This is a genomic window from Pseudomonas sp. Z3-8 (assembly GCF_051131975.1).
Taxonomy (GTDB): domain Bacteria; phylum Pseudomonadota; class Gammaproteobacteria; order Pseudomonadales; family Pseudomonadaceae; genus Aquipseudomonas.
In genome coordinates this window covers 5,086,636-5,101,182 of record NZ_CP071643.1, presented here as the reverse complement: position 1 = coordinate 5,101,182, position 14,547 = coordinate 5,086,636, and the positions used below count along the sequence as shown (strand labels likewise).

The following is a 14,547-nucleotide window of genomic DNA, read 5'->3' as shown; positions in this document are numbered from 1 at the left end:
GGCTCGCTCCCACAGGTGACTGCGATACCCTCTGGCCCTTGTGGGAGCGAGCCCGCTCGCGAAGGCAATCCCACAGTCACTCAGGCTTCTGATAACTATCGATCACTTCCTGCGCCGCCCGAAACGCATCGATCGCCGCAGGCACGCCCGCGTAAACCGCGCAATGCAGCAGTGCCTCACGAATCTCCTCTACCGTGCAGCCGTTGTTCAGCGCACCGCGCACGTGGCCTTTGAGTTCCTGCGGGCATTTGAGGGCGGTGAGGGCGGCGAGGGTGATCAGGCTGCGGGTTTTCAGCGGCAGGCCTTCGCGGCTCCAGACACTTCCCCAGGCGTGCTCGTTGACGAAATCCTGCAGCGGCTGGGTAAATTCGGTGGCGTTGCCCAGGGCGCGATCGACGAAGGCGTCGCCCATCACCTGGCGACGCATGTCAAGGCCGGTCTTCGGAGTGTCGGTCATGGCAAATCCCTCTTGTGGTGTTGGCGGCGCCAGGCGCGCACGGAAGTGAACAGTAAGAACGCCAGCAGCGCCGGCAGCACGTAGAACAGCATCAGCCGTTCCAGTTGGCCGGCCAGGGGCATGCCGGTGGTGAACGACACCACGTGCAGCCCGTAAGCCAGGTACAAGGCCAGCAACAGCAGCCCTTCGGCGCGGGTGACGCGGTAGCCGGAATAGAATACCGGCAGGCACAGCACCGCCACGCCGAGCATTACCGGCAGGTCGAAGTCCAGGGCATTGGGCGAGACCGAGAGCGGCGAAGGGGCGGCGAGGGCGGTCACGCCGAGTACGCCCAGCAGGTTGAACAGGTTGCTGCCGATCACGTTGCCCACCGCAATGTCCCGCTGGCCACGCAGTGCGGCGATCAGCGAGGTGGCGAGCTCCGGCAGCGACGTACTGACGGCAACGATGGTCAGGCCGATAATGCGCTCCGACAGTCCCAGGTCCGTCGCCACTTCCACTGCGGCGCCCAGTAACAGGTGCCCGGCGAAAACCAGCATGGCCAGGCCCGACGCGATCATTACCAGGCTTTTGGGCCAGGCCATGTCGACCACTTCGCCCAGCGGATGCGGTCGTCCCGAATGCCGGGACTGGCGCAGCAGCAGCGCCAGGTACACCGCCAGGGCTATCAGCAGCAGCGCTCCGTCCAGTCGGCTCAGCTCTTCGTTCCAGGCCAGTACGAAAACCAGCAGGCACGCGCCGATCATCAGCGGGATGTCCAGGCGCACCAGTTGTCGCGAGACGCGCAACGGAATGATCAGCGCCGACAGGCCCAGAGTCACGAGGAGGTTGAAAATCGTGCTGCCGATGACACTGCCCACGGCGATGTCGGCGTTTTGCGCCAGGGTCGCCTGCAGGCTGACGGCCATCTGTGGCGCGCTGCTGCCGAAAGCGACGACGGTCAGGCCGATGATCAATGGACGCACCTGCAAGCGCGCCGCCAGGCCGACAGCGGCACGCACCAGCAGCTCGGCGCCGGCGATCAGCAACAGCAAGGCGCCGAGCAATTCGATCAGGCTGAGCAGGGATAAAGCGTTGATCAGGGAAATGGCCGAACTCCGTCTGTCAGTCGTCGAGGGCTTGTACGCGCACCCGCGCGGTACCGCTACGCAGCATGCCCAACTGTTCGGCAGCGGCGCGCGATACATCGATCAGTCGGCCGCGTGAATACGGACCACGGTCGTTGATGCGGACCACGACGCTGTCGTTGTTTTTCAAGTTGGTGATTTTCACCCGGGTGCCGAACGGCAACTGGCGATGAGCGGCGGTCAGGCCGTGCTGGTCGAAACGTTCGCCGCTGGCGGTGCGTTTACCGTGATGCCGGGAACCGTAATAGGAGGCGACGCCGGTCTGGTCGTAGCCGTGTGGATCGACCGTCCCGCTCTGGCTGGCACAGCCGGCCAGCAGGGACAGCAGGGCGCAGGCGCCGAGGAGACGCTTCATGTAGGGGGTTCCAAATACAAATGTGGGAGCGAGCTTGCTCGCGATGGGGCCATCGCAGTCAATATCAAGGTTGACTGTGATGCCGCTATCGCGAGCAAGCTCGCTCCCACAGGGGGTTGAGCCAGATTGGAGGACTGGCTCCATGGCCATCAGCCTTCGAGCTTGCTTTTTAGCAGTTCGTTGACCTGTTGCGGGTTGGCCTTGCCCTTGGAGGCTTTCATGGCCTGGCCGACGAAGAAGCCGAACATCTTGCCGCGCTTGGCTTCGTCCGCCGCGCGGTACTGTTCGACCTGCTCGGCATTGGCCGCGAGCATTTCATCGAGCACGGCGCTGATCGCACCGGTGTCGGTGACCTGTTTCAAGCCGCGCTTCTCGATGATCTCGTCAGCGCTGCCTTCGCCATTGGCCATGGCTTCGAAGACCATCTTGGCGATCTTGCCGGAAATGGTGTTGTCCTTGATCCGCAACAGCATGCTGCCCAGTTGCTCGGCCGAGACCGGCGACTCGTCGATTTCCAGGCCCTGCTTGTTCAACAGGCTGCCCAGTTCGACCATCACCCAGTTGGCCGCCAGCTTGGCGTCGCCGCCGATGCTCACGACTTTCTCGAAGTAATCGGCCTGTTCGCGGCTGGTGGCCAGGACGTTGGCGTCATAGCTCGACAGCCCGAACTGCGCCTGGAAGCGCTCGCGCTTTTGCGGCGGCAGTTCCGGCAGGGTGGCGCGCACTTCGTCGAGGAAAGAGTTCTCGATGACCACTGGCAGCAGGTCCGGATCGGGGAAATAACGGTAGTCGTTGGCTTCCTCCTTGCTGCGCATCGGACGAGTCTCGTCCTTGTTCGGATCGTACAGGCGAGTCTGCTGGATGACCTTGCCGCCATCCTCGATCAGTTCGATCTGGCGTTGGATCTCGCTGTTGATCGCCTTCTCGATGAAGCGGAACGAGTTGACGTTCTTGATCTCGCAGCGCGTGCCGAACTCGGTTTGGCCCTTGGGTCGGATCGACACGTTGCAGTCGCAGCGCAGCGAGCCTTCGGCCATGTTGCCGTCGCAGATGCCCAGGTAGCGCACCAGCGCGTGGATCGCCTTGACGTAGGCCACGGCTTCCTTGGCGCTGCGCATGTCCGGCTCGGAGACGATTTCCAGCAGCGGCGTGCCGGCACGGTTCAGGTCGATGCCGGTGGCGCCGTTGAATTCTTCGTGCAGGCTCTTGCCGGCGTCTTCTTCCAGGTGCGCACGGGTGATGCCGACGCGCTTGACCGTGCCGTCTTCCAGCGCGATGTCCAGATGGCCCTTGCCGACGATCGGCAATTCCATCTGGCTGATCTGGTAGCCCTTGGGCAGGTCCGGGTAGAAGTAGTTCTTGCGGGCGAACACGTTGTGCTGGCCGATCTCGGCGTCGATCGCCAGGCCGAACATCACCGCCATGCGCACCGCTTCGGCGTTGAGCACCGGCAATACGCCGGGCATGCCCAGGTCTACCAGGCTGGCCTGGGTGTTGGGCTCGGAACCGAAGGTGGTCGAGCTACCGGAAAAGATTTTCGATCGGGTGGTGAGCTGGGTATGAATCTCCAGCCCGATCACGACTTCCCATTGCATGTGTTTCTCCTCAGAAGCCGGTTGGGGTGCGGGTGTGCCAGTCGCTGTTCAGCTGATACTGGTGCGCCACGTTGAGCAGGCGGCCTTCCTGGAAATACGGCGCGAGCAGTTGCACGCCCACCGGCAGGCCATCGACGAAGCCGGCCGGCATGGACAGGCCCGGCAAGCCGGCGAGGTTGGCGGTGATGGTGTAGACGTCTTCCAGGTACTCGGCGACCGGGTCGCTGTTCTTGGCGCCGAGCTTCCAGGCCGGGTTCGGCGTGGTCGGGCCGAGGATGATGTCGACCTCGTTGAAGGCGGCCATGAAGTCGTTTTTCACCAGGCGGCGGATTTTCTGCGCCTTGAGGTAGTAGGCGTCGTAGTAGCCGGCGGACAACGCGTAGGCGCCGACCATGATCCGGCGCTGCACTTCGGCGCCGAAGCCTTCGCCACGGGAGCGCTTGTACAGGTCGATCAGGTTCTGCGGGTTTTCGCAGCGATAGCCGAAGCGCACGCCGTCGAAGCGCGACAGGTTCGAGGAGGCTTCCGCCGGGGCGATCACGTAATACGCCGGAATCGCGTGCTGCATGTTCGGCAGGCTGATTTCCTTGATCACCGCGCCGAGCTTTTCCAGCGCCTTGACGCTGTTGTGAACCAGTTCGGCGATGCGCGGATCGAGGCCGGCACCGAAGTATTCCTTCGGCACGCCGATCCGCAGGCCTTGCAGCGAGCCGTTGAGGCTGGCGCTGTAGTCCGGCACCGGTTCATCGATGCTGGTGGAATCGTTCGGGTCGAACCCGGCCATGCCTTGCAGCAGGATTGCGCAGTCTTCGGCGGTGCGTGCCAGCGGGCCACCCTGGTCGAGGCTGGAGGCGTAGGCGATCATGCCCCAGCGCGAGACGCGGCCGTAGGTCGGCTTGAGCCCGGTCAGGTTGGTGAACGCCGCCGGCTGGCGAATCGAGCCGCCGGTGTCGGTGGCGGTGGCCGCCGGCAGCAGGCGCGCGGCCACGGCGGCAGCGGAACCACCGGACGAACCGCCCGGTACGTGTTCCAGGTTCCAGGGATTTTTCACCGCGCCGTAGTAGCTGGATTCGTTGGCCGAACCCATGGCGAATTCGTCCATGTTGGTCTTGCCCAGCGTCACGGCGCCAGCGGCGGCCAGCTTGGCGACCACGGTGGCGTCGTACGGGGCCTTGAAGTTGTCAAGCATCTTCGAGCCGCAACTGGTGCGGATGCCCTGGGTGCAGAACAGGTCCTTGTGGGCGATCGGCGCGCCGAGCAGGGCGCCGCTCTCACCGTTGGCGCGACGGGCGTCGGCGGCCTTGGCCTGGCTCAGGGCCAGTTCTTCGGTGAGGCTGATGAAGCTGTTGAGCTGCGGGTCGAGCTGGGCAATGCGCGCCAGCAGGGCCTTGGTCAGCTCTTCGGAGGAAAATTTCTTGTCGGCGAGTCCGCGGGCGATCTCGGCCAGGGTCATGTGATGCATGAGAGGCTCTTTCCCTTTAGTCGATGACTTTCGGAACCAGGTACAGGCCGTTTTCGACCGCCGGTGCGATGGACTGGTAGGCCTCGCGGTTATCGGACTCGGTGACGACGTCGGCGCGCAGGCGCTGGCTGGCTTCCAGTGGGTGGGCCAGCGGCTCGATACCGTCGGTGTCGACCGCCTGCATCTCGTCGACCAGCCCTAGAATGCTGTTCAGGGCAGAAGTAATGTGTGGAAGATCGGCTTCATTGAGGCCCAGACAGGCCAGATGAGCGATTTTTTCCACGTCGGAGCGTTCAAGCGCCATGGGATTCTCCAGTGGAAAACAAAACGGACGCAGTCTGTCCGTGTGTTAGATTGTCGGAACACTACCGCATTTCTACGGCCCTACGGCCGCGATCTCGGGGTTTGGTGCACAGAAAAGCGGCCAATTTAACATATTGGCGCCTTGCCCAAAATCCCTGTCGTTGTTAGAGTTTGCCGCACTTTTTTACCCACGCGTTGCCTAGGGTCCCTTTCCCATGTTCAAGAAACTGCGTGGCATGTTTTCCAGCGATCTTTCCATCGACCTGGGCACTGCCAACACCCTTATTTACGTGCGCGAGCGCGGTATCGTCCTGAATGAACCCTCGGTCGTGGCCATCCGCACCCACGGTAACCAGAAAAGTGTCGTGGCTGTCGGTACGGAAGCCAAGCGCATGCTGGGCCGCACACCGGGCAACATTGCAGCCATTCGCCCGATGAAGGATGGCGTGATCGCCGACTTCAGCGTCTGCGAAAAGATGCTGCAGTATTTCATCAACAAGGTTCACGAAAACAGTTTCCTGCAGCCCAGCCCTCGCGTGCTGATCTGCGTACCCTGCAAATCCACCCAGGTGGAGCGTCGCGCCATCCGCGAATCGGCCCTCGGTGCCGGTGCCCGTGAAGTGTTCCTGATCGAAGAGCCGATGGCCGCTGCCATCGGTGCCGGCCTGCCGGTGGAAGAAGCCCGCGGTTCGATGGTCGTCGATATCGGTGGCGGTACCACTGAAATCGCCTTGATCTCCCTGAATGGCGTGGTCTATGCCGAGTCCGTGCGTGTCGGCGGCGACCGTTTCGACGAAGCGATCATCACCTACGTGCGCCGCAACTACGGCAGCCTGATCGGCGAATCCACCGCCGAGCGCATCAAGCAGGAAATCGGCACCGCCTACCCGGGCGGCGAAGTGCGTGAAGTCGACGTGCGCGGCCGTAACCTGGCCGAAGGCGTTCCTCGCGCCTTCACCCTCAACTCCAACGAAGTGCTCGAGGCGCTGCAAGAGTCGCTGGCGACTATCGTGCAGGCGGTCAAGAGCGCCCTGGAGCAGTCGCCGCCGGAACTGGCGTCGGACATCGCCGAGCGCGGCCTGGTGCTGACCGGTGGTGGTGCGCTGCTGCGTGACCTCGACAAGCTGCTGGCCCAGGAAACCGGCCTGCCGGTGATCGTCGCCGAAGACCCGCTGACGTGCGTTGCCCGCGGCGGTGGCCGTGCGCTGGAAATGATGGACAAGCACACCATGGACCTGCTCTCCAGCGAATAAGCTGGCGGGATCGTCTATGTTGTTCGCTTCCGGGCAGCACTTTGCAGTGCTGCCCGTTGGCGTTTATCTTCTGTCATTCGTATCCAGGCCGGTTGATGCCGTATGAATAAAGACAACATTTGCCTGGGAGGAGCGGCCTATTAAACCGCTTTTTGCCAAGGGCCCCTCATTGGGCGTACGCCTGCTGGTGTTGGCCGTGCTATCGGTCGCGCTGATGGTGGTCGATGCCCGCTTCACGCTGCTCAAGCCGGTGCGCAGCCAGATGTCGCTGGTGTTGATGGAGTCCTACTGGATCACCGACCTGCCGCAGCGGCTGTGGCAGGGTGTGGCCAGCCAGTTCGGCAGCCGCACCGAACTGGTCGCCGAAAACGAAAAACTCAAGACCGAAAACCTGCTGTTGCAGGGGCGCATGCAGAAACTCGCGGCCCTCACCGAGCAGAACGTGCGGCTGCGCGAGTTGCTCAACTCCTCGGCGCTCGTCAATGAAAAGGTCGAGGTCGCCGAGTTGATCGGCATGGACCCCAACCCCTTCACGCACCGGATCATCATCAACAAGGGTGAGCGCGACGGCGTGGTCCTCGGCCAGCCGGTGCTCGATGCCCGTGGCCTGATGGGGCAGGTGGTCGAGCTGATGCCCTACACCTCCCGCGTGCTGCTGTTGACCGACACTACCCACAGCATTCCGGTACAGGTCAATCGCAACGGCTTGCGGGCGATTGCCAGTGGCACCGGCAACCCCGAGCGCCTGGAGCTGCGGCATGTGGCCGACACCGCCGACATCAAGGAAGGCGACTTGCTGGTCAGCTCGGGTCTTGGCCAGCGATTCCCGGCGGGGTATCCGGTGGCGACGGTCAAGGAAGTCATCCACGATTCCGGTCAGCCATTCGCCATTGTCCGGGCGGTGCCCACGGCCGCGCTGAACCGTAGCCGTTACCTGCTGCTGGTATTCAGCGATAACCGCACGCCTGAAGAGCGCGCCAATGACGCCGCCGTGGCCCAGGAAGTCCAGGATCGGCAAGGTGGCGAATCGACGGTGCCTGCTGCGCCTGCACCCGCACCCGCGGCGGTCCCGGCCACGGTGCCAAAACCCCAAGTGGCGGCACCCGCCACGGCAACCACCCCGCCGGCCGCACCCGCTGCGACGCCTGCCCGGCCGACCGCCCATGCGACGACATCCCAACCTGCACGGCCCGCGGCCAAGCCACCGGCCTCGACACCCGCCGCTACACCGGCGACCAGGGGAGCACGAGAAGAATGAGCAGTACTCGATCCGGTAACGGCTGGATGGTCTGGCTGACCTTCGCCATCGGCCTGTTGCTCAGTGTGTCGCCGCTGCCGCAGTTCATGGAGATCTTGCGTCCGTTGTGGCTGGCCTTGCTGCTGGCCTTCTGGGCACTGGCTTTGCCGCACAGGGTCGGCATGGTTACCGCCTGGTGCCTGGGTCTGACCGAAGATGTGCTTTATGGCACGTTGCTGGGGCAGAACGCGCTTATCCTGACCTTGATCACTTTCCTGGTGCTGTCGCTGCAACAGCGCCTGCGGATGTTTCCCATGTGGCAGCAGAGCCTGGTGATCCTGGTGATCTTCGGGCTGGCGCAACTGGTGCAATTGTGGCTCAGCGCACTGACCGGCAATCGTCAGCCGACGCTGGCGCTGGTCTTGCCGGCCCTGGTCAGTGCGTTGCTCTGGCCTTGGGTCAGCTTCGGTTTGCGTGGCTTGCGCCTGCGTTTCAAGATCAACTGATGCGGTCGGGGTCTCTACACTTTTTTGAATACCTACATCCCAGTGGCGAGGGAGCTTGCTCCCGCTGGGCTGCGTAGCGGCCCCATTTTTACGGTTGCTGCGCAACCGAGCGGGAGCAAGCTCCCTCGCCACAAAAGCCGGCGCGTACAAGGGAGATGTCTTGATGAAACCGCTTTACCTTGCCTCGGGCTCGCCGCGTCGGCGTGAATTGCTCACGCAGATCGGCGTTCCCTTTACTGCGATCAGCGCGGACATCGACGAAACTCCCCTCGACCACGAAACCCCATCGGCCTATGTCGAGCGCCTGGCGCGGGGCAAGGCCCAGGCTGGGCTGCACTCGTTGCAGAACGGCACCGATTGCTGTGTGCTGGGTGCCGATACCGCGGTGGTAGTGGATGGCCGGATTCTCGGCAAGCCTCAAGACCAGGCCGATGCCAAGTCAATGCTGCTGAGCCTGTCCGGTCGCGACCATGAGGTATTGACCGCGATTGCCGTGCTCGATGGCCAGCGTTGCGAATCCCGGGTGGTTCGCAGTCGGGTGCGCTTTCGCCCGGTCACGGAGCAGGAAGCGATTGCCTATTGGGCCAGCGGCGAACCCCGGGACAAGGCGGGCGGCTATGGTATCCAAGGGCTGGGCGCGGTGTTCATCGCCGACCTTAAAGGCAGTTATTCGGCCGTGGTCGGCCTGCCACTATGCGAAACCTTCGAGCTGCTCGGCCATTTCGGCATACCCTGTTGGCAAACCTTGAGCGCGCGCTGAGCGCCGTCTGACCAGATGCGGCCATAATCGTGAATATGCCTGAACGAGACCCTGCCATGAGTGAAGAGATCCTGATCAACATCACGCCGATGGAATCGCGCGTGGCGGTGGTTGAAAACGGCGTCCTGCAAGAGGTCCATGTCGAGCGTACGCAAAAACGCGGGATCGTCGGCAATATCTACAAGGGCAAGGTGGTACGGGTGCTGCCGGGCATGCAGGCGGCCTTCGTCGATATCGGCCTGGACCGCGCGGCGTTCATCCACGCCTCGGAAATTTCGATGCGCGAAGGGCCGGCGGTAGAGAGCATCAGCGCCTTGGTCCATGAAGGCCAGAGCCTGGTGGTGCAGGTCACCAAGGACCCCATCGGCTCGAAGGGCGCGCGCCTGACCACCCAGTTGTCGATTCCGTCGCGCTATCTTGTGTACATGCCGCGCACCGCCCACGTTGGCATCTCCCTGAAGATCGAGGACGAAGCCGAACGCGAGCGTCTGAAGAAGGTTGTCAGCGACTGCGTTGAGAAAGAAGGCATCAAGGAGGCCGGCGGTTTCATCCTGCGCACGGCCGCCGAGGGCGCCGGGGCCGATGAAATCCTCATGGATATCCGCTACCTGCGCAGGCTCTGGGACCAGATCGCCGAGCAGATCAAGACCATCGCCACGCCGAGTGTGATCTACGAGGACCTGGGCCTGGCGCTGCGGACCCTGCGGGACCTGGTCAGCCCGAAGATCGAGAAAATCCGTATCGATTCCCGGGAAACCTTCCAGAAAACCACCCAATTCGTCGCCGAGCTGATGCCGGAAATCGCCGACCGCCTGGAGCACTACCCTGGCGAGCGGCCGATTTTCGATCTGTACGGCGTCGAAGATGAAATCCAGCGAGCCCTTGAACGCAAGGTGCCGCTCAAATCCGGCGGTTACCTGGTGGTCGATCCGGCCGAGGCGATGAGCACCATCGACGTCAATACCGGTGCATTCGTCGGCCATCGCAACCTTGAGGAAACCATCTTCAAGACCAATCTTGAAGCGGCCACGGCCATCGCCCGGCAACTGCGCCTGCGTAACCTGGGCGGGATCATCATCATCGACTTCATCGACATGGAAGACGAAGAGCACCAGCGCCAGGTGCTGCGGACCCTGGAAAAACAGCTCGAACGCGACCACGCCAAGACCAACATCATCGGCATTACCGAACTGGGCCTGGTGCAGATGACTCGCAAGCGCACCCGCGAGAGCCTTGAGCAGGTGCTGTGCGAGCCGTGCAGCAGTTGCCAGGGCCGGGGCAAGCTGAAGACTCCAGAAACCGTGTGTTACGAAATCTTCCGGGAAATCCTCCGGGAGGCGCGCGCCTACCAGGCCACCGGCTATAGAGTGTTGGCGAACCAGAAGGTGGTGGATCGCCTGCTGGATGAGGAGTCCGGCAACGTCGCGGAACTGGAGGCCTTTATCGGGCGCACGATTCGCTTCCAAGTGGAAACCATGTATTCCCAGGAACAGTACGACGTGGTGTTGCTCTGAAGCGGCGCGCGCAGCGCCAGGGCCGCGAATATGAATGCCTTTGCCAGGGGAGCCCGCTGACATGGAGCGTCTGACACGCCTTATGGGGACGCTGACTCGCTGGGGGCTGGGCCTGTGTGCGCTGCTGCTGATACTGCTGGCCTTGTATGTCAGCCTCGGCCGGGAGTTGATCCCGCTGGTGGCCGAGTATCGCGCCGAAGTCGAGAGCCGGGCCAGCGAAGCGTTGGGCATTCCCGTGCACGTTGGTAGCCTCGAAGGCAGTTGGAGCGCCCTGGCGCCCGTCCTGGCGGCGCGCGACGTGGTAGTCGGCGAGGGGCCCAACGCCTTGCACCTGGATCAGGTACGTGCCGTGCCTGCGGTGTGGGACAGCCTGCTGGCGCGCCAGGTGCGCATCGCTCATCTGGAAGTCAGCGGCCTGAAGGTCAGCCTGAAAGAGGGCGCTGACGGCAAATGGTCCCTTGAAGGCCTGCCGGTGAAGGATGATCAGCCGCTCGATCCGCAGCAGTTGCTTGAGCGCATGCAGATGATTTCAAAACTGTCGGTGCTCGACAGTCAGGTCACCTTGCAACCGCTGGACCATCCGCCCCTGAGCCTGACCTATGTTGGTCTGAGCTTGCGCACCGGTCCGGCTCGCCAGCGCCTGGACGCACGTCTTACCCTGCCTGACGGCCAGCCCGTGGCGCTCAACCTGCGCACCCGTATCCGCGCCAGCGATTGGCGAAATGGCGAGGCCGACGCGTACCTGAGCCTGCCGCAAAGCGACTGGTCGAAATGGCTGCCGAAACGCCTGACCCGGCAGTGGGATTTTGCCGAGATCAAGGCCGGTGGGGAATTCTGGCTCAGTTGGGGCGAGGGCACGGTGCAAAGCGCGGCCGTGCGGTTGAACGCGCCACAGATCAAGGGCGCCTATGCCGATCGCAAGCCCGTGCAGATCCACAACCTGGCTCTCAACGGATATTTCCAGCGCAGCAGCCAGGGGTTCACCGCGACCTTCGACTCGCTGGCGATGAACCTGGGTGAGACGCGCTGGGAAACACGCCTGCAATTGCAACAGAACGGCGCCACCGAGAAGGTCGAGGAGCGTTGGCACGTGCAGGCCGATCGCCTTGACCTGACGCCGCTCACGCCGTTGCTCAATGCCTTGGCGCCATTGCCCGAAGGTGTCGCCACGGCGGTCGACCGGCTCAAGGTGACCGGTGGCCTGCGCAACGTGTTGCTGGATTACCGGCCACAGAACACCGGCGATCAGAAAATCAGCTTCGCCACCAATCTGGACACGGTCGGGTTCGACGCCTATCGCGGCGCCCCGGCGGCGCGCAACGTCTCCGGCAGCCTCAGCGGTGACCTCGGCGGCGGTGAGCTGCGCATGGACAGCAAGGATTTTTCCCTGCACCTGGACCCGATTTTCGCCAAGCCGTGGCAATACTTGCAGGCCAATGCCCGGCTGACCTGGAAGCTCGACAAGCAGGGATTCACCCTGATCGCACCGTACTTGAAGGTGCTGGGAGAGGAAGGGCGGATTGCCGGCGACTTCCTGATCCGCCTGCATTTCGACCACAGCCAGGAAGACTACATGGACCTGCGGGTCGGCCTGGTGGACGGTGACGGGCGCTACACCGCCAAGTACCTGCCGGCCGTCCTCAGTCCGGCGCTGGATGAATGGTTGCGCACCGCCATTGTCAAGGGCGCGGTGGACGAGGGTTTTTTCCAGTACCAGGGCTCGCTGAACAAAGGTGCCGAGGACGCGTCTCGCAGCATCAGCCTGTTTTTCAAGGTGCATGACGCCGAGCTGGCGTTCCAGCCGGGCTGGCCTTCGGTCAGCAAGGTCAGCGGCGACGTCTTTGTCGAGGACAGCGGCGTGCGTATCTATGCCAGCCAGGGGCAACTGCTGGACACCCAGGTCAAGGATGTAGCGGTAACCATTCCCCATGCGCCGGCCGGGCAGAATGTCCATCTGTTGTTGGACGGCGGCTTTGCCGGGGTATTGGGCGACGGGCTGAAAATCCTCCAGACCGCACCCATCGGCACGGCCGAGACCTTCGCCGGTTGGGAAGGCGAGGGCGATCTGCAAGGTAAGGTGAAGCTGGATATCCCGCTGGCCAAAGGTGAACAGCCGAAGATCCTGGTGGATTTCAGTACCGACAAGGCCAGGCTCAAGCTCAGCGAGCCGGCGCTGGAGCTTACCCAGCTCAAGGGCGATTTCCGTTTCGACAGCGCCAAGGGGCTCAGTGGCAAGAACATCGCGGCCCGGGCATTCGACCGGCCGGTAAGCGCGCAGATTTTTGCCGAAGGCCGTGCCGGTGCGCTCGACACACGGGTGGTAGCGTCCGGGCGGGTCGAGGTCAAGAAGCTTACGGATTGGTTGAGCGTGACCCAGCCATTGCCCATCTCCGGCGTGGTTCCCTATCAGTTGCAAGTGACGCTCAACGGTGCCGACAGCCAATTGTCGGTCAGCTCCGATCTCAAGGGCGTGGCGGTGGATCTGCCGGCGCCCTTCGGCATGGCTGCGGATGTCGGGCGCGACACAGTGTTCCGTATGACGTTGCAAGGGGCGGAGCGGCGCTACTGGGTCGACTACGGGGACGTGGCCAGTTTCACTTACGCCGCGCCGAGCGGAAAAATCGCTGACGGGCGTGGCGAATTGCTGCTGGGCGCCGGCGAGGCGGTTCTGCCTGGCGCCAAGGGGCTGCGGCTGCGCGGCACATTGTCGGAGCTGGACGTGAGCCCCTGGCAGGATCTGTTGGGCAAATATGCCGGCAAGGACCCGGGCGGCAGTGCCCGGCAGGTGCTCAACAGTGCCGATCTCAAGGTTGGCAAGCTCACCGCGATGGGCACGACGCTTGACCAGGCCTCGGTACAGTTGGACCGCAAGGCCGATGCCTGGGCCCTGCGGCTCGATAGCCAGCAGGCCAAGGGCAGCGTCAACCTGCCGGATGCGAAGGCCGCGCCAATCGGGATCCGCCTCGACTATGTGCGCCTGCCGGCTGCGGACCCGACGGTCCAGGCCGACGAAAACGCCCCGGACCCGCTGGCCTCGGTCGACCCGAGCAAAATCCCGGCGATGGATATCGCCATCGACCAGTTGTTCCAGGGGCCGGATCTCATTGGTGCCTGGTCGCTGAAAGTCCGGCCGACGGGCAAGGGCATCGCGCTGAATGACCTGGACATGGGCCTCAAGGGCATGGTCCTGCATGGCAATGGCGCCTGGGAGGGCCTGCCCGGTTCCACCAGCAGTTGGTACAAAGGCCGGATCAAGGGCAAGAACCTTGCCGATGTGCTCAAGGGTTGGGGGTTTGCGCCTAGCGTGACAAGCCAGGAATTCCATCTGGACGTCGACGGACGCTGGCCCGGTTCACCTGCATGGGTCGCCACCAAGCGTTTCTCCGGCAGCCTCGATGCGTCACTCAACAAGGGTCAGTTCGTCGAAGTCGAAGGCAGCGCCCAGGCCTTGCGGGTTTTCGGCCTGTTGAACTTCAACTCCATCGGCCGGCGCTTGCGCCTGGATTTCTCCGATCTGTTCGGCAAGGGGCTGAGCTACGATCGGGTCAAGGGCCTGCTGGTGGCGAGCAGCGGTGTGTACGTGACTCGCGAGCCGATCACCCTGACCGGACCTTCGAGCAACCTGGAACTCAACGGAACGCTGGACATGGTGGCCGACCGGGTCGATGCCAAACTGCTGGTAACCTTGCCCGTCACCAATAACCTGCCGATCGCCGCGTTGATCGTCGGCGCACCGGCGGTGGGTGGGGCGCTGTTTCTGATCGACAAGCTGATCGGCGACCGCGTCGCGCGTTTTGCCAGCGTAAGATACGACGTCAAAGGGCCGTGGAAAGAGCCGAAGATCACTTTCGACAAGCCGTTTTGACAGAAAATGCGAAGCCCCCTTGTGGGAGCGAGCTTGCTCGCGATAGCGCCGGGTCAGCAAAGGAAGAGGTGACTGATGCACCGCTATCGCGAGCAAGCTCGCTCCCACAGGGG

At 63.2% G+C, this 14,547-nt stretch carries 12 protein-coding genes; 6 read left to right on the top strand and 6 right to left on the bottom strand.

Annotated features, from left to right (window positions below; genetic code table 11):
* Positions 1-76: 76 nt before the first annotated feature.
* The 6 genes from J3P94_RS23400 to gatC form a co-directional block, all read right to left on the bottom strand.
* Entirely contained in the window at positions 77-457 is a 381-nt protein-coding gene (locus J3P94_RS23400) for a carboxymuconolactone decarboxylase family protein (protein ID WP_003177973.1), read from the bottom strand.
* Entirely contained in the window at positions 454-1,512 is a 1,059-nt protein-coding gene (locus J3P94_RS23395) for a calcium/sodium antiporter (protein ID WP_434574285.1), read from the bottom strand. Before J3P94_RS23395 ends, J3P94_RS23400 begins: the two co-directional genes overlap by 4 nt.
* A gap of 49 nt (positions 1,513-1,561) precedes the next feature.
* A complete protein-coding gene (locus J3P94_RS23390; protein ID WP_434569816.1) occupies positions 1,562-1,939 on the bottom strand; it encodes a septal ring lytic transglycosylase RlpA family protein in 378 nt (125 codons plus the stop codon).
* A 149-nt stretch (positions 1,940-2,088) separates the two neighbouring features.
* The gene (gene gatB / locus J3P94_RS23385; RefSeq protein ID WP_434569815.1) at positions 2,089-3,534 is read right to left on the bottom strand and encodes an Asp-tRNA(Asn)/Glu-tRNA(Gln) amidotransferase subunit GatB; all 1,446 of its coding nucleotides are present in this window, start codon (positions 3,532-3,534) and stop codon (positions 2,089-2,091) included.
* Between the two features lie 10 nt (positions 3,535-3,544).
* Positions 3,545-4,996, bottom strand: coding sequence for an Asp-tRNA(Asn)/Glu-tRNA(Gln) amidotransferase subunit GatA (gene gatA, locus J3P94_RS23380; protein WP_434569814.1), 1,452 nt, complete (start codon positions 4,994-4,996; stop codon positions 3,545-3,547).
* 16 nt (positions 4,997-5,012) lie between these two features.
* A complete protein-coding gene (gene gatC / locus J3P94_RS23375) occupies positions 5,013-5,300 on the bottom strand; it encodes an Asp-tRNA(Asn)/Glu-tRNA(Gln) amidotransferase subunit GatC (protein WP_072388421.1) in 288 nt (95 codons plus the stop codon).
* A gap of 214 nt (positions 5,301-5,514) precedes the next feature.
* On the opposite strand from gatC, the gene mreB reads away from it, so the two are divergent.
* The 6 genes from mreB to J3P94_RS23345 all read left to right on the top strand — a co-directional run bounded on the left by mreB (position 5,515) and on the right by J3P94_RS23345 (position 14,434).
* Positions 5,515-6,552 (top strand): rod shape-determining protein MreB, encoded by a 1,038-nt coding sequence (gene mreB / locus J3P94_RS23370; protein WP_002555108.1) that lies wholly within the window; start codon positions 5,515-5,517, stop codon positions 6,550-6,552.
* A 169-nt stretch (positions 6,553-6,721) separates the two neighbouring features.
* Positions 6,722-7,810 carry a rod shape-determining protein MreC gene (mreC, locus tag J3P94_RS23365; protein WP_434569813.1) on the top strand — a complete coding sequence of 363 codons (1,089 nt, stop codon included), beginning with the start codon at positions 6,722-6,724 and terminating at the stop codon, positions 7,808-7,810.
* Positions 7,807-8,295: a rod shape-determining protein MreD gene (gene mreD, locus J3P94_RS23360; RefSeq protein ID WP_434569812.1), complete on the top strand. Its 489-nt coding sequence runs from the start codon at positions 7,807-7,809 to the stop codon at positions 8,293-8,295. Before mreC ends, mreD begins: the two co-directional genes overlap by 4 nt.
* Positions 8,296-8,458: 163 nt before the next feature.
* The gene (locus J3P94_RS23355) at positions 8,459-9,055 is read left to right on the top strand and encodes a Maf family protein (RefSeq protein ID WP_434569811.1); all 597 of its coding nucleotides are present in this window, start codon (positions 8,459-8,461) and stop codon (positions 9,053-9,055) included.
* A gap of 56 nt (positions 9,056-9,111) precedes the next feature.
* A complete protein-coding gene (gene rng, locus J3P94_RS23350; protein ID WP_305496813.1) occupies positions 9,112-10,569 on the top strand; it encodes a ribonuclease G in 1,458 nt (485 codons plus the stop codon).
* Between the two features lie 61 nt (positions 10,570-10,630).
* Entirely contained in the window at positions 10,631-14,434 is a 3,804-nt protein-coding gene (locus tag J3P94_RS23345; RefSeq protein WP_434569810.1) for a YhdP family protein, read from the top strand.
* Positions 14,435-14,547 lie beyond the last annotated feature (113 nt).

Bases quoted from the DNA above. Each gene is read 5' to 3' on its own strand.
- J3P94_RS23400 (WP_003177973.1), bottom strand. From the start codon at position 457: ATGACCGACACTCCGAAGACCGGCCTTGACATGCGTCGCCAGGTGATG.
- J3P94_RS23390 (WP_434569816.1), bottom strand. From the start codon at position 1,939: ATGAAGCGTCTCCTCGGCGCCTGCGCCCTGCTGTCCCTGCTGGCCGGC.
- gatB (WP_434569815.1), bottom strand. From the start codon at position 3,534: ATGCAATGGGAAGTCGTGATCGGGCTGGAGATTCATACCCAGCTCACC.
- gatA (WP_434569814.1), bottom strand. From the start codon at position 4,996: ATGCATCACATGACCCTGGCCGAGATCGCCCGCGGACTCGCCGACAAG.
- gatC (WP_072388421.1), bottom strand. From the start codon at position 5,300: ATGGCGCTTGAACGCTCCGACGTGGAAAAAATCGCTCATCTGGCCTGT.
- mreB (WP_002555108.1), top strand. From the start codon at position 5,515: ATGTTCAAGAAACTGCGTGGCATGTTTTCCAGCGATCTTTCCATCGAC.
- mreD (WP_434569812.1), top strand. From the start codon at position 7,807: ATGAGCAGTACTCGATCCGGTAACGGCTGGATGGTCTGGCTGACCTTC.
- J3P94_RS23355 (WP_434569811.1), top strand. From the start codon at position 8,459: ATGAAACCGCTTTACCTTGCCTCGGGCTCGCCGCGTCGGCGTGAATTG.
- rng (WP_305496813.1), top strand. From the start codon at position 9,112: ATGAGTGAAGAGATCCTGATCAACATCACGCCGATGGAATCGCGCGTG.
- J3P94_RS23345 (WP_434569810.1), top strand. From the start codon at position 10,631: ATGGAGCGTCTGACACGCCTTATGGGGACGCTGACTCGCTGGGGGCTG.